Annotated in this window: 21 protein-coding genes; 11 read left to right on the top strand and 10 right to left on the bottom strand. The window is 62.5% G+C overall.

Translation table 11 applies throughout. The features are described from left to right. From ACESMT_RS11910 to ACESMT_RS11875, 8 genes are all read left to right on the top strand, one after another. Window positions 1-148: helix-turn-helix domain-containing protein (locus ACESMT_RS11910; protein WP_372826810.1), on the top strand; the 148-nt coding region annotated here is incomplete at its 5' end. Between the two features lie 145 nt (window positions 149-293). Further along, window positions 294-1,487, top strand: a complete 1,194-nt coding sequence (locus ACESMT_RS11905) for a substrate-binding domain-containing protein (protein ID WP_372826807.1) — start codon at window positions 294-296, stop codon at window positions 1,485-1,487. A 153-nt stretch (window positions 1,488-1,640) separates the two neighbouring features. Then, complete coding sequence (locus ACESMT_RS11900) at window positions 1,641-2,414, top strand: ABC transporter ATP-binding protein (protein ID WP_372826806.1); 774 nt, start codon at window positions 1,641-1,643, stop codon at window positions 2,412-2,414. Between the two features lie 121 nt (window positions 2,415-2,535). Beyond that, on the top strand, window positions 2,536-3,261 hold the full coding sequence (locus ACESMT_RS11895) for an ABC transporter ATP-binding protein (protein ID WP_372826805.1): 726 nt from the start codon (window positions 2,536-2,538) through the stop codon (window positions 3,259-3,261). A gap of 79 nt (window positions 3,262-3,340) precedes the next feature. Continuing rightward, entirely contained in the window at window positions 3,341-4,324 is a 984-nt protein-coding gene (locus ACESMT_RS11890) for a branched-chain amino acid ABC transporter permease (protein WP_372826804.1), read from the top strand. 109 nt (window positions 4,325-4,433) lie between these two features. Then, a complete protein-coding gene (locus tag ACESMT_RS11885; protein ID WP_372826803.1) occupies window positions 4,434-5,552 on the top strand; it encodes a branched-chain amino acid ABC transporter permease in 1,119 nt (372 codons plus the stop codon). Next, the gene (locus tag ACESMT_RS11880) at window positions 5,552-6,694 is read left to right on the top strand and encodes an ABC transporter substrate-binding protein (protein WP_372826809.1); all 1,143 of its coding nucleotides are present in this window, start codon (window positions 5,552-5,554) and stop codon (window positions 6,692-6,694) included. The genes ACESMT_RS11885 and ACESMT_RS11880 overlap by 1 nt, the downstream gene beginning before the upstream one ends. A gap of 47 nt (window positions 6,695-6,741) precedes the next feature. Next, window positions 6,742-7,629: an alpha/beta fold hydrolase gene (locus ACESMT_RS11875; protein WP_372826802.1), complete on the top strand. Its 888-nt coding sequence runs from the start codon at window positions 6,742-6,744 to the stop codon at window positions 7,627-7,629. Window positions 7,630-7,739: 110 nt separating this feature from the next. Here the strand turns inward: ACESMT_RS11875 and ACESMT_RS11870 are convergent, their stop codons facing one another. The 5 genes from ACESMT_RS11870 to ACESMT_RS11850 form a co-directional block, all read right to left on the bottom strand. Then, window positions 7,740-8,090, bottom strand: a complete 351-nt coding sequence (locus tag ACESMT_RS11870) for an N-acetyltransferase (RefSeq protein WP_372826801.1) — start codon at window positions 8,088-8,090, stop codon at window positions 7,740-7,742. A 28-nt stretch (window positions 8,091-8,118) separates the two neighbouring features. Next, a complete protein-coding gene (locus ACESMT_RS11865; protein ID WP_372826800.1) occupies window positions 8,119-8,466 on the bottom strand; it encodes a helix-turn-helix domain-containing protein in 348 nt (115 codons plus the stop codon). After that, window positions 8,453-8,785: a type II toxin-antitoxin system RelE/ParE family toxin gene (locus tag ACESMT_RS11860; RefSeq protein ID WP_372826799.1), complete on the bottom strand. Its 333-nt coding sequence runs from the start codon at window positions 8,783-8,785 to the stop codon at window positions 8,453-8,455. Before ACESMT_RS11860 ends, ACESMT_RS11865 begins: the two co-directional genes overlap by 14 nt. A 247-nt stretch (window positions 8,786-9,032) precedes the next feature. Continuing rightward, on the bottom strand, window positions 9,033-9,263 hold the full coding sequence (locus ACESMT_RS11855; protein ID WP_372826798.1) for a SlyX family protein: 231 nt from the start codon (window positions 9,261-9,263) through the stop codon (window positions 9,033-9,035). Between the two features lie 20 nt (window positions 9,264-9,283). After that, window positions 9,284-9,517: a hypothetical protein gene (locus ACESMT_RS11850; protein ID WP_372826797.1), complete on the bottom strand. Its 234-nt coding sequence runs from the start codon at window positions 9,515-9,517 to the stop codon at window positions 9,284-9,286. Between the two features lie 249 nt (window positions 9,518-9,766). Here ACESMT_RS11850 and ACESMT_RS11845 point away from each other — a divergent pair, with 249 nt between their 5' ends. Further along, window positions 9,767-10,564, top strand: a complete 798-nt coding sequence (locus tag ACESMT_RS11845) for a DUF4189 domain-containing protein (protein WP_372826796.1) — start codon at window positions 9,767-9,769, stop codon at window positions 10,562-10,564. Window positions 10,565-10,575: 11 nt separating this feature from the next. Here the strand turns inward: ACESMT_RS11845 and hemH are convergent, their stop codons facing one another. Then, window positions 10,576-11,679: a ferrochelatase gene (gene hemH / locus ACESMT_RS11840; protein WP_372826795.1), complete on the bottom strand. Its 1,104-nt coding sequence runs from the start codon at window positions 11,677-11,679 to the stop codon at window positions 10,576-10,578. Between the two features lie 19 nt (window positions 11,680-11,698). Here hemH and ACESMT_RS11835 point away from each other — a divergent pair, with 19 nt between their 5' ends. Both ACESMT_RS11835 and ACESMT_RS11830 read left to right on the top strand, forming a co-directional pair. After that, on the top strand, window positions 11,699-12,409 hold the full coding sequence (locus ACESMT_RS11835; protein ID WP_372826808.1) for an HAD family hydrolase: 711 nt from the start codon (window positions 11,699-11,701) through the stop codon (window positions 12,407-12,409). Continuing rightward, complete coding sequence (locus ACESMT_RS11830; RefSeq protein WP_372826794.1) at window positions 12,406-13,044, top strand: glutathione S-transferase family protein; 639 nt, start codon at window positions 12,406-12,408, stop codon at window positions 13,042-13,044. The genes ACESMT_RS11835 and ACESMT_RS11830 overlap by 4 nt, the downstream gene beginning before the upstream one ends. Window positions 13,045-13,276: 232 nt before the next feature. Here ACESMT_RS11830 and hpnE read toward each other — a convergent pair whose 3' ends face one another. From hpnE to hpnC, 4 genes are read right to left on the bottom strand one after another with little or no spacing between them, the layout of a single operon-like run. Continuing rightward, window positions 13,277-14,554, bottom strand: coding sequence for a hydroxysqualene dehydroxylase HpnE (gene hpnE, locus ACESMT_RS11825; protein ID WP_372826793.1), 1,278 nt, complete (start codon window positions 14,552-14,554; stop codon window positions 13,277-13,279). Then, the gene (hpnD, locus tag ACESMT_RS11820; protein WP_372826792.1) at window positions 14,551-15,393 is read right to left on the bottom strand and encodes a presqualene diphosphate synthase HpnD; all 843 of its coding nucleotides are present in this window, start codon (window positions 15,391-15,393) and stop codon (window positions 14,551-14,553) included. Before hpnD ends, hpnE begins: the two co-directional genes overlap by 4 nt. Then, window positions 15,390-15,920: a DUF2867 domain-containing protein gene (locus tag ACESMT_RS11815; protein WP_372826791.1), complete on the bottom strand. Its 531-nt coding sequence runs from the start codon at window positions 15,918-15,920 to the stop codon at window positions 15,390-15,392. The genes hpnD and ACESMT_RS11815 overlap by 4 nt, the downstream gene beginning before the upstream one ends. After that, entirely contained in the window at window positions 15,917-16,801 is an 885-nt protein-coding gene (hpnC, locus tag ACESMT_RS11810) for a squalene synthase HpnC (RefSeq protein ID WP_372826790.1), read from the bottom strand. The genes ACESMT_RS11815 and hpnC overlap by 4 nt, the downstream gene beginning before the upstream one ends. Between the last annotated feature and the right edge of the window lie 24 nt (window positions 16,802-16,825).

Below are 16,825 nucleotides of genomic sequence, written 5' to 3'. Positions count from 1 at the left end.
GCTCGCAGAACAGGTCGCGCAGGTCGAAAAGCGCGCGATTGCCGCCGCCCTGGCGGCCACGGGTGGCAACAAGCTGGCGGCCTCGCGGCTGCTGGGAATCTCTCGCGCCAAGTTGTATGAACGTCTGGATAACCCTGATCAAAAATAATGCAATTGCCTGAAAATAGTACAAAATAATTGTATGAACTTTGGACAATAAGCAATTGATGAAAAAAATATCCATATAAATCAATAGCTTGTAGCTGGCACGGCCTGTGCATTCTTGGTGCGCAACCCACAACAGGAGACATTCCATGCATCGTCGTACCCTGATCGCGCTTGCCGCCATCGCCACTTCCCTGGTTTCGCCGCTGGCTCTCAGCCAGGCCAAAGACATCAAGATCGCGCTGATCGCCAGCAAGACCGGCCCGCTGGAGGCCTACGCCAAGCAGACCATTGTTGGCTTCAATATGGGCCTGAACTACGCGACAGGCGGCACCATGATGGTCGCTGGCAAAAAGCTGGTCGTGATCGAGAAGGATGACCAGGGCAAGCCCGATGTGGGCAAGAGCCTGCTGGCTGCCGCCTATGCTGACGACAAGGTCGATATCGCGGTGGGCCCCACGGCTTCGCCCGTGGCGCTGGCCATGCTGCCGGTCGCCGAGGAATACAAGAAAATCCTGCTGGTCGAGCCTGCTGTGGCGGACTCCATCACGGGCGACAAGTGGAACAAATACATCTTCCGCACCGGCCGCAACAGCTCGCAGGACGCTGCCGCCAACGCAGCCGCCCTGGACCAGACTGGTAACGTGATTGCCGTCCTGGCCAACGACAACGCCTTCGGCCGTGACGGCGTGAAAGCGGCCAAAGAGTTCACCAAGAAGGCCAAGATCGTCCACGAGGAATACCTGCCCGTCGGCACCACCGACTTCACCGCCGGCCTGCAGCGCATCATCGACGCGCTCAAGGACCAGCCCGGCCGCAAGTACATCTCGGTGGGATGGTCCGGCGCGCCCACGCCCTTTGCCAAGATTGCCGACCTGGACCTGAAAAAGCGCTACGGTATTGAGCTGGCCACCGGCGGCAACATCCTGCCGGCGATGGTCGCCTACAAGCAGTTCCCTGACATGGAAGGCGCGCTGTATTACTACTTCGGCATCCCCAAGAACCCGGTGAACGACGCGATGGTGGCCGAGCACTACAAGCAGTTCAAGACGCCGCCTGACTTCTTCACGGCTGGCGGCTTTTCGGCCGCGATGGCTGTGGTGACCGCGCTCAAGAAGACCAATGGCGACACCAATACCAACAAGCTCATCGACGCCATGGAGGGCATGAGTTTTGACACCCCCAAGGGCAAGATGACCTTCCGCAAGGAAGACCACCAGGCCATGCAAAGCATGTACCACTTCAAGATCAAGGTCGATCCGGCTTTTGCCTGGGGCGTGCCTGAACTGGTTCGCGAGATCAAGGCAGAAGAACTGGTCATCCCCATCCGCAACAAACGCTGATTGAATCGGTGCTCGGCTACTGCGCGGGCACGATGCGTCGTTGGGCGGTGCTCGCCATCCTCACGTACCTTTAGTACGCTCCGGTGGCTGCGCTCCGTCCGCCTAGCCTCCTGCCCGCTCGCTACGCCGCTCCCCGATTCAACGGGAATAGAAATGCTTCAAACCAAAGAACTCACGGTTCGCTTCGGCGGGCACGTGGCGGTCAATGCTGTCAGCTGCACCTTTGCGCCTGGCACGCTGACGGCCATCGTCGGCCCCAATGGCGCGGGCAAGACGACCTATTTCAATCTGATCTCTGGTCAGCTCAAAGCCAGCAGTGGCACGGTCACGCTCAATGGGCGCGAGCTCTCCGGCCTGAGTACCTCAGCGCGCACTCATGCAGGTCTGGGTCGGGCTTTCCAGCTGACCAACCTGTTTCCCAACCTGACGGTCCTTGAGAATGTGCGCCTGGCCGTACAGGCCACGAAGCAGGGCGCGCACCGCCGTGGCCTGAATCTGTGGAGCATCTGGAGCGACCACAAGGCGCTGGTGCAGCGTGCCGAAGAAATTCTGGAAGCCGTCGCCATGAACGGCAAGGCCGGCATGACCGTGGCCAGCCTGACGCATGGCGACCAGCGCAAGCTGGAAGTGGCCTTGTTGATGGCGCTGGAGTCGAAGGTGTTCATGTTTGACGAACCCACGGCCGGCATGAGCACCGACGAGGCGCCGGTGATCCTGAACCTGATTCGCGACCTCAAACAGGACAAAAGCAAAACAATTTTGCTGGTGGAGCACAAGATGGACGTTGTACGCGAGCTGGCCGACCGCATCATCGTGCTGCACAACGGGTCGCTGGTGGCTGACGGGGAGCCGGCCGAGGTGATTGCTTCGCCGATTGTTCAGGAAGCTTATCTGGGCGTGGCGCCTGCCAACGCGGAGGCTGCGTGAACTGGATGTTCACATCGGCATTTTGTTCCCTCTCTCTTCGGGAGAGGGCTAGGGTGAGGGTGCTCCCATCGCCGAAAACCCTCACCCCAACCCTCTCCCCAAGGGCGAGGGAGTAACAGCCATGAACGACCCGCTTCTTATCCTTAACAGTGTGCATACCCACATCGGCGCGTACCACATCCTGCATGGGGTGGATCTGGCGATCCCGCGCGGCCAACTGACCATGCTGCTGGGCCGCAACGGCGCCGGGAAAACCACCACGCTGCGAACCATCATGGGCTTGTGGCAGGCCTCACAAGGCAAGGTGAGTTTTGCGGGCCGCGACATCACCAGGCTCAGCACGCCGCAGATTGCCGAACTCAACATTGCCTACGTGCCCGAAAGCATGGGCATCTTCTCCGACCTGACGGTCAAGGAGAACATGCTGCTGGCCGCACGCCATGCCAGCCGTGCCAGCCAGATGGACGAGGCGCGGCTCAAGTGGATCTTCTCGCTGTTTCCGGCGGTGGAGACATTCTGGAACCACCCGGCCGGCAAACTCTCGGGCGGGCAAAAGCAGATGCTGGCTGTGGCGCGCGCCATCGTCGAGCCGCGCGAACTGCTGATCGTGGACGAGCCCAGCAAGGGCCTGGCGCCCGCCATCATCAACAACATGATCGACGCGTTTGCACAGCTCAAGGCCAGCGGCGTGACGATTTTGCTGGTGGAGCAGAACATCAACTTCGCCAAACGCCTGGGCGACACCGTCGCGGTCATGGACAACGGCCGCGTGGTGCATGCGGGCTCCATGGCCGAACTGGCCGAAGACGCGGCGTTGCAGCAATCGCTTTTGGGGCTGGCATTATGACTCGGTCCGTGATCTGCCTCCATCGCCACCCCTCACCCCAGCCCTCTCCCACCGGGAGAGGGGGCAAGACGGATTACGCATGAAAAATATTGATTTCGACTGGAAGCCACTTGCGCTGGTGCCGTTGCTGGCGCTGCTGGTGTTTCCCTTCATCGGCTCCGGCTCCACCTGGCTCACGCTGACCGTGGCCGGGCTGGCCATGGGCATGATCATTTTCATCATTGCCTCGGGCCTCACGCTGGTTTTTGGCCTGATGGACGTGCTCAACTTCGGCCATGGCGTGTTCATTGCCCTGGGCGCCTTCGTGGCCACCAGCGTGCTGGGCGCCATGAGCGACTGGACCGGCTCGCAGGAGCTTTGGCGAAATCTGGTGGCGGTGTTGCCGGCCATGCTGGTGGCCATGCTGGTCGCGGGCGCGGTCGGGCTGGCTTTCGAACGCTTTATTGTGCGGCCGGTGTACGGCCAGCACCTCAAGCAGATTCTGATCACCATGGGCGGCATGATCATCGGCGAAGAACTGATCAAGGTCATCTGGGGCCCGGCGCAAATTGCGCTGCCGCTGCCCGAAGGCATGCGCGGCGCATTGCTGGTCGGCGATACCGCGATTGAGAAGTACCGCCTGATGGCGATGGTGGTCGGGCTGGCGGTGTTTGCGGCATTGATCTGGACACTGAGCCGTACCAAGATCGGCCTGCTGATCCGCGCCGGCGTGCAGGACCGAGAGATGGTCGAGTCACTGGGCTACCGCATTCGCCGGCTCTTCATTGGCGTGTTTGTGGTGGGCAGTGCGCTGGCCGGCCTGGGCGGCGTGATGTGGGGCCTGTACCAGCAAAGCGTGGTGCCGCAGATGGGCGCACAGGTCAACGTGCTGATCTTCATCGTCATCATTATTGGTGGCCTGGGCTCGACCAGCGGCGCGCTGATTGGCGCCTTGCTGGTGGGGCTGATGGCCAACTACACCGGGTTTCTGGCGCCCAAGGTGGCGCTGTTTTCCAACATCGCGCTGATGGCGGCGGTGCTGCTCTGGCGGCCCCAGGGGCTGTTCCCCGTGACCAATCGCTGAGGAAGAATATGGCCCCCACGCTTTTCACTTCGTGCAATACGCTGCCCCCCGAGGGGGCTGGCCTTGCTTGGGGCGGCCCGGCGCGGCGGCCGTCTTTTTGGAGCTCATCATGCTGAAAAGACTTGTTTCCAACGACTTTCCGCGCAACCGCGTGCTGGCGGTGATCCTGGTCGGGCTGCTGCTGGCGCTGGCTTTTGCGCCTTTTGTTTTTCCCGGCGTCAAGGCGCTCAACGTGGCGGCCAAGGTGCTGATCTTTGTGGTGCTTGTGGCCAGCTTTGACTTGCTGCTGGGCTACACCGGCATCGTCAGTTTTGCCCACACCATGTTCTTCGGCATCGGCGCTTACGGCATCGCGATCGCCACGACCCGTATGGGCGCGACCTGGGAGGCGCTGGCGGTGGGCTTGCTGTGTTCTCTCGTGCTGTCGTTTTTTCTGTCGCTGGCGGTGGGGCTGTTTTCATTGCGCGTCAAGGCGATCTTTTTTGCCATGATCACGCTGGCCGTGGCCTCGGCCTTCCAGACCCTGGCGTCGCAGCTGTCTGAGTTCACCGGCGGCGAAGACGGACTGTCCTTCAAGGTGCCGGAGATTTTGTCGCCGAGTTTTGAGTTCATGGAACAACCTTTCCTGGGCGTGTCCATCGACGGGCGCCTGCTGTGTTACTACTTGCTGTTTGTGATGGCGCTGGTGCTGGTGCTGAGCCTGCTGCGCATCGTCAACTCGCCGTTTGGCCGCGTGTTGCAGGCCATCCGCGAAAACGAATTCCGCGCTGAGGCCATTGGTTACCGCGTGGTGGTGTACCGCACTACCTCCAGCATTTTGTCGGCGCTGTTTGCCACCATGGCTGGGGCCATGCTGGCGCTCTGGCTGCGCTACAACGGGCCGGACACCTCCCTGTCGTTTGAAATCATGATCGACGTGCTGCTGATTGTGGTGATCGGTGGCATGGGCACGATTTACGGCGCGGCCATCGGCGCCGCCATGTTTCTGGTGGCGCAAAGCTACCTGCAGGACCTGCTGCGGCTGGGCAGCGAGGCCGCCTCCGGCTTGCCCTGGCTGGCCGCATTGCTTTCCCCAGACCGCTGGCTGCTCTGGCTGGGCCTGCTGTTTGTGTTGTCTGTTTATTACTTCCCCACCGGCGTGGTGGGGCGGCTTCGGGCCCGATCAATCACGCGTCAGCAAGCAAGCAAGCCTGGATTCAGGCCACAACGAGCAGGAGACAAACCATGATGAACAACACATTCAGGACCTGGGGACGACAGACGGTGGCTGCGTTGGCTTTCAGTGCGGCAGGGGGGCTGGTTTCGGCAGCCGACCTGGTGATCGGGCAGGTTGCGCCGCTGTCCGGCGTGCTGGCCAGCACCGGCCACCAGATGGTGGTCGGCGGAAAGATTTACTTCGACCACATCAATGCGCAGGGCGGCATCCACGGCGCGAAGATCCGCCATGAGGTGGTGGACGACGGCTACAAAGTGCCCGAGACCGTGCGCCTGACGCGCGAGATGCTGGCCCGGCCCGAGGTGGTGGCGCTGTTCGGTTTTGCCGGCACCGCCAACGTGACCCAGTTACTCAAGGACGGCGTGCTCGCCGTGGGTGGCGCCGCGCTGGTGGCCCCTTACACCGGCGGCGAGTCTTTGCGCAACCCGTTCAACCCCTGGATCTTCCATGTGCGTGCCGGCTATGCCGACGAGGCCGAACACATGGTGCAGCAGGTCACCACGCTGGGCATGACCCGTATTGCCGTGATGTACCAGGACGACGGTTTCGGCAAGGCGGGGCTGCTGGGCGTCGAAAACGCACTGGCCAAGCGCAACCTGAAGCTGTCCGTGGCGGCCGGTTATGAGCGCAACACCGACAAGGTCGAAGATGCCGTCAAGAAAATCAAGGCCTCGGACGCTCAGGCCGTCATCATGATCTCGGTCAACAAGTCCACTGCGGCTTTTGTGAAGCTCTACCGCGAAACCGGCGGCGGCGCGCAGTTGTACAACATTTCAGTCGTGAACCCGGCCGAACTCGTCAAGCTCGCTGGCCTGAAAAACGCCCATGGCCTGGGCATCAGTCAGGTGGTGCCTTACCCTTTCATGCCCAACATGCCGGTGGTGCGCGAGTACCAGGCTCTGCTGAAAAAATACGCACCCGATGAGCTTGTCAACTACACCAGCTTCGAAGAGTTTGTCGGCGCCAAGGTGCTGGTCGAGGCCCTGCGGCGCGCCGGCCCCAACCCGACCCGGGCCAAGGTGGTCAAGGCCCTGGAAGGCATGAACAGCTACGACACCGGCGGCGTCGTCGTCAACTACTCACCCAGCAACCGCATCGGCTCGCGTTATGTCGAAGTGACCGTGATTGGCAGCACCGGCAAGCTGCTGAAATAGAAACCCGCAACGCAGCCACCGTCCCAGACCACAGAGAGTCCCGCTCCATGTCCTTCACGTCGCATTACCTGACCTGCGCCGGTCGCGAAATCCATTACACCGAATGGGGCTCGCAGCACAGCGCGACGGTGATTGCCTGGCACGGGCTGGCGCGTACGGGGCGCGACATGGACGAGCTGGCCGCGCACCTGAGCACGCGTTACCGCGTGATCTGCCCCGACACGATTGGGCGCGGGTTGAGCCAGTGGAGCCCGGAGCCGGCCAACGAGTACCAGCTCTCGTTTTATGCCCGCATCGCCGCCAGCTTTTTTGACCAGCTCGGGATAGAGAAGGCGCATTGGGTAGGCACCTCCATGGGTGGCGCGATTGGCATGGTCTGCGCGTCGGGTTTGTTCGAACCCAGCCTCAAGACACGCATCCAGAGCCTGGTGCTCAACGACACCGCGCCCAGAATCGCCGACGAAGCCATCGACCGCATTCGCTCCTATGCCGGCAACCCGCCAGCCTTTGACACAGTGCGCGCGCTGGAGGCCTTTTTTCGTCAGGTCTACAAGCCTTATGGCTGGCTCAGCGACGCGCAGTGGCGGCGTCTGACAGAAACGTCCACTCGGCGCCTGCCAGACGGTCGCGTGACGCCGCATTACGACCCAGCCATGGTGCAGCAGTTCATCCACCACCCCGACGACTATTTGATCTGGAATCACTACGATGCGCTCAGCATCCCGGTGCTGTGCCTGCGCGGCGCAGAGTCCGACCTGGTGCTGCGCGAAACCACGGCCGAGATGCTGACCCGCGGGCCAGGCGCACATGGTTTGACGGAAGTGGTCGAAATCGAAGGCTGCGGCCACGCGCCAGCGCTCAATGTGCCCGACCAGTTGGAGCGGGTGGCGGCGTTTATCAAGGTTTCAAGCCGCGCAGAGATTGCTACTGAATAAATAGCTGCTTACGCCCGTGGATAAAGGGCTGGAGGCCAATTTGATTCATAAATTGCAGTGCGCCGCGCTTTCTTGACTTGTCATTGCGGACTTGATCCGCCATCCATGGCTCACGTCTCGTTGATGTAGCCGTTTTCCATGGCCCGGGCCTGATCGTCGAAGATCGTCATGGCCGTTGTCATGCGCTTGAAACCCAGCTTGCGATAGAAATCTTCCTTGCCGGGGACCGCGTAGAGAATGGTTTTCCGGTGGCCGCGCGACAGGTCCATGAGCTTGCCGACGATCTCTTTGCCCAAGCCGACGAACTTGCCGTCTGCATGGACGAAGCAGCGGAACATGCTGTTGGTGAAGACGGTTTGCAGGCTGGTCGGGCTTTTGTTGCCTAGCGGTGCGGCCAGATAGAGCGCTGAGAGCTCGCTCCAGTCGATGTCGGTCAGCTGGTGGGTCCAGGTGAGGGGCATACCTTTTTCGGGGGACTCAACGTTGAAGTCAAGCCGCAGTGCGTTTAGGCGCTGCCGGGCTTGGACGACCAGTTAAATTTCTCGCTGGCCGAGGCCTGCGAACCAGCCGGACCTCCAACTTGCACCCCAACGCATCCGCGTACTTGGTCAGTGTCGCAAGCGATGGCGAATGGCGGCCGCTACCAGACTCCATGCGCGCGACTGCGGATTGGGTGGTACCAATCTTCTCGGCCACCTGCGCCTGGGTTAAACCCTGGGCAGCCCGCGCCTTCAGGAACTCGTCCAAAAGAGAAAACTCATCGGCCAGCTTTTCGTATTCCGCCTTTACCTCAGCATTTTCCAGTGCCTTGGTGCGAAGTTGTTTATGCGTCAACATTTTTCCACTCCTTCATTCGCTTGCGCGCAAGTGCCAATTCTTTGGGAGGCGTCTTATCAGTCTTTTTCACAAACTGATGGAGCATGACGATCTTGCGATCCACCAAGGTGCAGTAAAACACCCGTCCGATGCCCTCACCGGATTTCAAACGCAATTCGAAGAGACCCAAGCGCATTGCCCGCGTGTGAGGCATTCCTAAATCAGGGCCGAACTGCACCATGCGATCGGTGCAATGAAAGTACCTGGCCAAAATGCGCGGCGGCAACGCCAGCACATCAGCTTGCAACTTTTCATCGTGATATTTGACCTCCCACTTCATCCGGGAAATATAGCATGTTTGAGATAATTTTACAGTGATGACCGCAGGTAATTTGCGCGAAATTTAAAGTAATGCATGCCGCACGAGCTGCGGTATAACTTGGGCGCCAGATTCACCACCAAGTGGGTATCACTAATCAGTTTTTTGATCATGGCGTCTTCCTCTCAGGTCGATAAGAGGTCGTCAAACACCGCATGATTCTAGGCCGGGCATTGGGACGACACATCCTCCAAAAGGAGGGCGACCTTCAAAAATGCGGCGGCAAATCATCCCGCAGACTGCGCACCCCACCCACACCGCCGTCCACCGGCGCCTGCTGCTTCAAATCGGCAATCTCGCGGATCAGGGCGTCGATTTGCTGCTGCTGGCGCACGATGACGCTGTCGAGTTTGTCGAGCAGGTCTTCGGTGAACGAGGCCTTGATCTCGAGCTCGGTCAGGCGCTGGTCGGTGTTGTGGATGGGGTGGGTGGTTTCCACGGTGTTATTGGACAGGATATTCAGAGCGGGCCCAACGCCGCGTTGAGGGCTGCTTCATCGGGCGTCACAAACGAGGTATTGTGGCGGTCGGTCAGCGGGCCGCCGCCGGGAATGACTTCGCCGTTGGGATCGTAGCCGATGGCTTTGAACTTCCACACGCCACCGGCGAGCTTGAGGTTGCCCACGTGGCCGACCTGGCTGTGCGTGACGCGCCAGACGCCGGCGTTGACCGGGTGGAGTTTCAGTTCATGCACTGCTGCTCACCTTGCTTCATTTTGCTTTTCATGGGTCGATGGCATGCGCAACGTGCGGTTGCCGCGCATTCCCCGCCATTGTCAGCCAAGTGTTGGGAAGTGGGTATCCCCCCATATTCATGGGGCACCCGTCACCGGGTGATCGTGGTGGTGGCCGCCATAATTGCAGGGACGGGCAAAGGCGCGGGTGCGTCTGGTACCTCGCGGCTTTTTGCCAGTGGTCAGAACCATTTTTCAACGGGAACAACCATGATTTCCAGAATTCACGCTCTTGCAGCCAGGCTTTTTCTGGTGCTTCTTCTGGCCTTTGCAGGCGACCACGCCATGGCGGCCGGCTCGCTCGCCATCGACACCCTGCAGGGCGAAAAATATGGTTTCTCCTTTAACCACCCCAGCATCGACCAGGCCGACCAGCGCGCGATTCGAGAGTGCGGTTCGGACTGCAGCGTGGTGCTTCGCTTTCGCGCTGAGTGCGGGGCCTATGCGGCTGACCAGGCCAAAGGGTCCAACGCCTACGGCTGGGGCACTGGCGCCACGAGCTCAGTCGTTCAGCAACGCGCATTGTCGGAATGCCGGTCCAAGGGTGGCTCAAGCTGCAAGGTGCGTGCGTGGGGCTGCGATGCGACAAACGCTTCCGTCCAGGAAGCTGCGCCCAAAGATATCCCAGCGTCCAGAGGAACCCCGGCGGCCCGAAGCGAATTTCCGATGCAGGGAGAGTGGCTGGTGGACTATGCCGGGTCGGCGGGCTTCGCCTACAACGGCACCCTGCGGGTCAGTGAGCGACTCGGCAACGGCATGTTCCGGGGCGTGATGGTGCTGGCCTACACCACCAACGAGGGCAAGGCGAAACGGGTGCAGCAAGACGTCCAGGTCAGCGTGCGCGGCGACACCGTCACCGTTCAAGGCAGCAACCCGGTTTACCTGCAGGGCTCGGGCAGCTACAGTGCCGACGCCTACACCGTCACCATTGCCAGCAACAACCTCATGCGTGGCACCAACAACGATGCTGGTGGCGCTGGCGGCGCCGTGGTGATCAGCCGGCGATAACGCCGCCGGGCTTACTGCGTGGCGCCCATCGCGAGCGCGGACGCGCGCGACGCAGCCAGGGCCTGTGCATCGGGCCCGGCTTGTGTCGGCCAGCCGGCCAGATGCTGCTGCGCGATGTCGCCCAGCGCCTGCAGCCATTCGGGGCTGTCGTTGAGGCAGGCGACGTAGTTGAAGCGCTGCCCGCCGGCATGCATGAAGGCCTCTTTGGCCTCCTGCGCGATTTCTTCCAGGGTTTCCAGGCAGTCGCCAGTGAAGCCGGGGCACATCAGGTCCACGCTGGTCGTACCGGCCTGTGCCAGCGCGACCAGCGTGGGCTCGGTGTAGGGCTGCAACCATTTGGCCTTGCCGAAGCGTGACTGGAAGGTCACGAGGTATTGCTCTTTGGCCAGGCCCAGTGCTTCAGCCAGCAGGCGCGCCGTTTTGTGGCACTCGCAGTGGTAAGGGTCGCCCAGGTGCAGCGTGCGCTCTGGCACGCCGTGAAAACTCATCACCAGTTTGTCGGCGCGGCCCTGCGCGGCCCAGTGCGCGCGTACGCGTGCGGCCAGTGCGGCGATGTAGCCCGGATGGTCGTGGTAGTTGTTGACAAAACGCAGCTCGGGAATGCGCCGCACTTTGGCCGCCCAGGTGTAGACCGCGTCGAACACGCTGGCGGTGCTGGTGCCGCTGTACTGCGGGTAGGCCGGCAGCACCAGGATACGCGTGACGCCGTCGGCCTTGAGGGCATCAAGCTGCGAGGCGATAGACGGCTTGCCGTATCGCATGGCGTAACGCACGGTGACTTGGTGGCCACGTTCGCCCAGCGTATGGCCCAGCAACTCTGCCTGTCTGGCCGTCCATACCTTCAGGGGCGAGCCTTCCGCTGTCCAGATGCTCGCGTATTTGGCGGCTGACTTTTTGGGTCGCACGCGCAGGATGATGCCGTGCAGAATGAACCACCAGATGGCCTTGGGAATTTCAATGACGCGGTGGTCGCTGAGAAACTGTGCAAGGTAGGGCCGCAGTGCCGCTGCGGTGGGTGCTTCGGGTGTTCCGAGGTTGCAATACAACACCGCGGTGGTCATGGCGCCCTTTGCGGGCTGGCCGTGCGTGAATGAAGGTTCCGGAGAGAAAGTCATGGGTTATTCTCCCCTACCTATGCTTGACCTGACAATTATTAAAGCCATATCCCTTGACCTTGATGACACCCTTTGGCCCGTTTGGCCCGTCATAGAGCGGGCCGAGGCCGCACTCGACGAATGGCTGGGCCGTCATGCGCCCATGACCGCCGCGCTTTTTGCCGACCCGACCGCCCGCCACGACGTTCGCGAGCAGATCGCGCGCACGCGGCCCGAGCTCAAACACAACCTCAGCGCGATCCGTCGCGAGGCGATCCGCCTGGCGCTGTACCGCTCGAAAGAAAATCCATTGCTGGCCGACGACGCCTTTGAAGTTTTTTTTGAAGCGCGGCATCAGGTCACCTTGTATGACGATGCCATGCTGGCGCTGCAATTTCTGTCGGCGCGTTACCCCATCGTGGCGCTGTCCAACGGCAACGCCGATATTGCCCGGGTCGGCTTGGGCCCTTACTTTCGCGCTGCCATCAGCGCGCAGCAGTTTGGTGTGGGCAAGCCTGACCCGCGGATATTTCACGCGGCGGCCGGTGCAGTGAACGTGGACGCGCACAACGTGCTGCATGTGGGCGACGACGCCACGCTGGATGTGTTGGGTGGGCTCAGCGCCGGCATGCAGACGGCCTGGGTGAACCGCGCCGACCATTTGTGGACGCATGATGCTTCACCGCACGAAACCGTGACCACCCTGACCGAACTGTGCGACATGTTTCGGGCGGCGGAGGAACAGGCATGACGCTGAAGATTTACGGCATTGCTGCTTCCCGGACATCGCGGCCGCTCTGGGTCGCGCAGGAGCTCGGCCTGGACTATGAACACATTGCCCAGGTCTACGAAGGCGGCGCGACCCGCACGCCGGAGTTTCTGGCGCTCAACCCGAACGGCCACATTCCGGTGATCGACGACGACGGCATTGTGGTCTGGGAGTCCATGGCTTGCGCGCTCTATCTGGCGGAGCGTTTTCAGGGGCCCGGCGGTGCATCCCTTGCGGCGCAGAACCACGCTGAACGCGCGGAGATTCTGCGCTGGAGCTTCTGGGCTGTGACCGAGTGTGAAAAAGACGCGCTGACTTTTTTGATGCACCGCATCGCCATGCCCGAAGACCGCCGCAAGCCGGAGCTGGCGCAGCAGGCAGACCGCCGGCTGGCGCCGGTGCTGCAGGTGCTGGAGCAACATTTGCGGGCGCGCAGTTATGTGGCGGGAGAGCGCTTCACCGTGGCCGACATCTGTGTGGCCTCGGTGCTGGCCTGGGCCCAGCGCGCGGATGCGATGACGGCGTGCCCGCGCGTGGCCGACTGGCTGCAGCGCTGCCTGGCGCGGCCTGCGCAACTGCAGGTGCGTGTGATGGCCAAGCGCGCGCGTCCGGCTTGATTTGGCGATTTTCCTGTCACTACTCAGCCCCGTTTAACTGTCAGAGGTAAATCGGGGAGGCCCTCACCCTAACCCTCTCCCAGAGGGAGAGGGGAAAGAGGAGTCCGTCTTTGCACCCTCTCCCTCTGGGAGAGGGCGGGGGTGAGGGCAAGCGACGCTCAGCAAGCTGAGTAGTTCATTTCCTTGTAGAAAAATAGCCTGCAGCCCTTGTCTGACAAGCGCAGGAAGCTATTTATTTGATAGCAAGTCTGGCTACCTGCAGACCGGAGCGCACCGCGCCCTCCAGCGTGGCGGGGTAGGGACCGGCCACGAAATCGCCGCAAGCCAGCAGGCCGGGCAACACCTGCGCCGCCGGCCGCTGCAGGCCGGGCAGGCAGGCGAAGGTGGCGCGTTTTTCAACAATGGTTTGCACCGCAACGGGCTGCGCCAGCCCCAGGTGCTGCCGGGCTTGCTGCAACACGCGCTGCGCCAGCGCTGTGTTGTCGCCCTGGCTGGCGCTCACCACAAAGGCCAGCAAGCCGTCCGGCCCGCCGAGCTGGCCGCGGTCAAACACAAACTGCGCTGGCGCATCCCCTTCAGGCCCGCTGGCGCGCAGCGCGAGCATGGGTTGCGCCAGGCGTGTGTCGGGGGACAAGACATACACCGTGGTGATGGCTTCGAACTGCAGTGCACGCGCCTGGTCCACCCAGGCGTCGCAAGGCAGGCCGCTGCCCGAAGCGAGCCGCGCCGCCTCAAGCGGTGGACAGGCCAGGATCACGCGGTCAAAAACTTCGCCGTCGACCTGCCAGCCGGTCCCGGTGGAAGCAAGTGCCTGCACACGTGTGCTCAGGCGCACGTCGCCGCCGCGCTGCGCCAGCCAGGCCAGCGCGGCGTCGGGTAGCAGCGCGCTCAGGTCGGTGCGCGGCAGCAACAGGTTGGACCCGCCGGACTGCGAAAACAGCGCATCGTGCAACACGCGCAAAAACACTTGGGCGCTGGCACGCTCCGCCGGGGTGTTGAGCGCAGACACACACAGCGGCTCGATCAGCTCTGCGTTCACGCGTTGGCTGAGCTGCTGACACAGTTGCGCTACCGACAACGCTGGCGCGCACTGAAAACCCGCCATCTGCCAGCGCAGGGCGGCGCCCAGCAGCGAAAACCTGTCACCCCAGGACCAGCCGCGCGCGCGCAGGATACCAACCAGCGCATCCAGCGGTGTCGGCAGCCGCGGAAAACGCAGGCCGGTGCCGTCTGGGAACTGCAGGGTCAGCGGCATGCGAAGCAGCAGCGTTGAGGTATCAAGTCCCAGCTCGGCCATCAACTGCAGGGTATCGCTGTAGGCGCCGATCAGGATGTGCTGGCCGTTGTCCAGCGGCAGGGGCGAGCCATCGGGCCACCGGCCATCGACGCGGCGGGCGCGGCCGCCAGGGATGCGGCCGGCTTCAAACAGCGTGACCTGCTGGCCCAGGCGCGTGGCCTCGATTGCCGCCGCGCAACCGGCCCAGCCCGCGCCTATAACGGCTGTTTTCAAACTACTTTTCCGAAAGCCTGCGTCTTCCAGGCCAGCCAGAACTTGCGCAGCGGCGTCAGGCTCACGCGCTGGTGCAGCACCTGGTAGTTGTCGCGCGCAATCTCGCGCAGCAAGGTGCGGTAGATGCTGGCCATCATCAGGCCAGGTTTTTGCGCGCGGCGGTCGGGCTCGGGCAGCAGCGCCAGGGCTTCGTCGTACAGCGCGAGAGCGCGGTCGGTCTGGAACTTCATCAGTGCGGTGAAACGGTCCGAGTACTGGCGTTTCAGAATTTCGTGCGCCTTCACGTCGAACTGCTGCAGCTCGTTGACTGGCAGGTAGATGCGACCGCGCAGCGCGTCCTCGCCGACGTCGCGGATGATGTTGGTCATCTGGAAGGCCAGGCCCAGCTTGTGGGCGTAAGCGGTGGTGGCCTCATCGTTCTGGCCGAAGATGCGCGCGGCGACCTCGCCGACGATGCCGGCCACCAGGTGGCAGTAGGTCCTGAGGTTGGGGAAGTCGAGGTAGCGGTTTTGCGCCAGGTCCATCTTGCAGCCTTCGATCACGGCCTGCAGGTGGCGTGCCTCGATGCGGTAGGCGGGCGCCAGCGGCATCAGCGCCTTCATCACCGGGTGGGTTGGCTCGCCGGCATAGGACTTGAGGACCTCGGCATGCCACCAGGCCAGCTTGGTGTAGGCCACGCCCGGGTCGGTGACCTCATCGACCACATCGTCGATCTCGCGGCAAAACGCATAGAAGGCGGTGATGGCGGCGCGCCGCTCTTTGGGCAAAAACAGGAAGGCGTAATAAAAACTGCTGCCGGACGCGACGGCTTTTTGCTGGACGTATTCCTCAGGGCTCATGGGCGGGATTGTCGCAGGCTTGCCAGCACGGCTTGGGGCGCGCGGCGCACCACGGCCGGCGCAATCAGCTTGTGGGCAGGGCCCACAAAAGCCATGTACACCCGGCCCAGGGTGTTGTGGATGTGAACCACGGTGCTGAGGGTCAGCTTGTCGTGGGTGCTGTCATGGGTTTGTTTGAGGATGGACAGTTGAACCACCAGATGTTTGTCGTTGTCCTGCAGCACCAGTTCGTCGGGCGCGACGCTCACCACCTCAAACAGCCCCATGCGCTGGCCGGGCACCGCTTCGCCGGGTGGAACCATGGCCATCGCGCCAAGGTCTTTCAGGCCCAAAGGCTGGACCACCTTGTTTCGCAGCCGCATCAGGCCTTCCACCCAGCCGGGTGTCTGCCGGGTGATGCCCCGGTAGATCTCGGTGGCGGTGAGTGCCGAATTTGGCACCAGCACCTCATAGGCGTCGGCGAAATCGGCGTCATGCTGTGTAGCGGCAAGCGCGCTGCCGGCGGGAATGCGCACGGATCGTGTCATGGCAGCAGGGCCTTCCAGAAAATAAGCGCCGCGTCCCAGGCCGTCAGCCTGGGACGTTTTGCGAGGGTGCGGTAGTCCATCGCTTCGATCTTGTCCAGGATGCGCAGGCCCCCCTGGATCACGCAGCGCAACTCCAGCGCGGCGCGCCAGCCGTCGAAGCCGCCCAGCCGCAGCGCAATGGTGGCCGGAAGTCCAGCGCCTTTGAGCATGCTGGCCCTTGCTGCGTAGGCGCAGGCTGCTATCAATTTTGTAGTGGCAGGGTTGCTGTCCTGCGCCAGCAGTTGCGCCTCGTCGACACCGTGTGCTGCCCATAACTCACGTGGGATGTAGATGCGCCCGCGCGGGATGTCCACGCTGAGGTCTTGCCAGAAGTTGATCAGCTGCAGGGCGCTGCAGATGTGGTCGCTCTGGACCTGCGAGGCAGCGTCGTTGACGCCATACAGATGCAGCAGCAGGCGCCCGACAGGGTTGGCCGAGCGGCGGCAGTAGTCCAGCAGCTCGGCCTCGGTGCCATACCGCTGCTTGACCACATCCTGCTCGAAGGCGCTGAGCAGGTCGGCCAGCAAGGCCACCGGCAAGTCAAACGTTGCAATAACGGGCTGCAACGCCCCGAACACCTGCGGCCAGCGCCCTGAGCCGGGCCGGTCTTCGGCCGCAGCCAGCAGGTCGTCGCGGCAGGCCGCCAGATCCTGCAGGCGCTGCGCCGGTCTTGCATCGCCTTCATCGGCGATGTCGTCGGCGGTCCGGGCGAACCAGTAGATGGCGGTAATGGCCGGCCGCAGCCGGGGTGGGCACAGCCACGACGCCACCGGGAAGTTTTCGTAGTGGCTGGAAGGCGGCTGCAGCGGCTCGGGCGTTCCGGTGGGGGAAGCTGGGGTCATGGCCGGGATTGTCGCTTGACAGCA

It is taken from the genome of Polaromonas sp. (genome assembly GCF_041689105.1).
In the GTDB taxonomy this organism is placed as follows: domain Bacteria; phylum Pseudomonadota; class Gammaproteobacteria; order Burkholderiales; family Burkholderiaceae_C; genus Polaromonas.
Note: the sequence above shows the minus strand (reverse complement) of the source record. Positions and strands in the feature narration are given on the sequence as shown.

Coding starts and splice junctions, on each gene's coding strand:
- ACESMT_RS11845 (WP_372826796.1), top strand. CDS start 9,767: ATGATTTCCAGAATTCACGCTCTTGCAGCCAGGCTTTTTCTGGTGCTT.
- ACESMT_RS11900 (WP_372826806.1), top strand. CDS start 1,641: ATGCTTCAAACCAAAGAACTCACGGTTCGCTTCGGCGGGCACGTGGCG.
- ACESMT_RS11890 (WP_372826804.1), top strand. CDS start 3,341: ATGAAAAATATTGATTTCGACTGGAAGCCACTTGCGCTGGTGCCGTTG.
- ACESMT_RS11895 (WP_372826805.1), top strand. CDS start 2,536: ATGAACGACCCGCTTCTTATCCTTAACAGTGTGCATACCCACATCGGC.
- ACESMT_RS11830 (WP_372826794.1), top strand. CDS start 12,406: ATGACGCTGAAGATTTACGGCATTGCTGCTTCCCGGACATCGCGGCCG.
- ACESMT_RS11870 (WP_372826801.1), bottom strand. CDS start 8,090: ATGCCCCTCACCTGGACCCACCAGCTGACCGACATCGACTGGAGCGAG.
- ACESMT_RS11815 (WP_372826791.1), bottom strand. CDS start 15,920: ATGACACGATCCGTGCGCATTCCCGCCGGCAGCGCGCTTGCCGCTACA.
- ACESMT_RS11885 (WP_372826803.1), top strand. CDS start 4,434: ATGCTGAAAAGACTTGTTTCCAACGACTTTCCGCGCAACCGCGTGCTG.
- ACESMT_RS11875 (WP_372826802.1), top strand. CDS start 6,742: ATGTCCTTCACGTCGCATTACCTGACCTGCGCCGGTCGCGAAATCCAT.
- hemH (WP_372826795.1), bottom strand. CDS start 11,679: ATGACTTTCTCTCCGGAACCTTCATTCACGCACGGCCAGCCCGCAAAG.
- hpnD (WP_372826792.1), bottom strand. CDS start 15,393: ATGAGCCCTGAGGAATACGTCCAGCAAAAAGCCGTCGCGTCCGGCAGC.
- hpnC (WP_372826790.1), bottom strand. CDS start 16,801: ATGACCCCAGCTTCCCCCACCGGAACGCCCGAGCCGCTGCAGCCGCCT.
- ACESMT_RS11835 (WP_372826808.1), top strand. CDS start 11,699: ATGCTTGACCTGACAATTATTAAAGCCATATCCCTTGACCTTGATGAC.
- ACESMT_RS11880 (WP_372826809.1), top strand. CDS start 5,552: ATGAACAACACATTCAGGACCTGGGGACGACAGACGGTGGCTGCGTTG.
- ACESMT_RS11860 (WP_372826799.1), bottom strand. CDS start 8,785: ATGAAGTGGGAGGTCAAATATCACGATGAAAAGTTGCAAGCTGATGTG.
- ACESMT_RS11905 (WP_372826807.1), top strand. CDS start 294: ATGCATCGTCGTACCCTGATCGCGCTTGCCGCCATCGCCACTTCCCTG.
- ACESMT_RS11865 (WP_372826800.1), bottom strand. CDS start 8,466: ATGTTGACGCATAAACAACTTCGCACCAAGGCACTGGAAAATGCTGAG.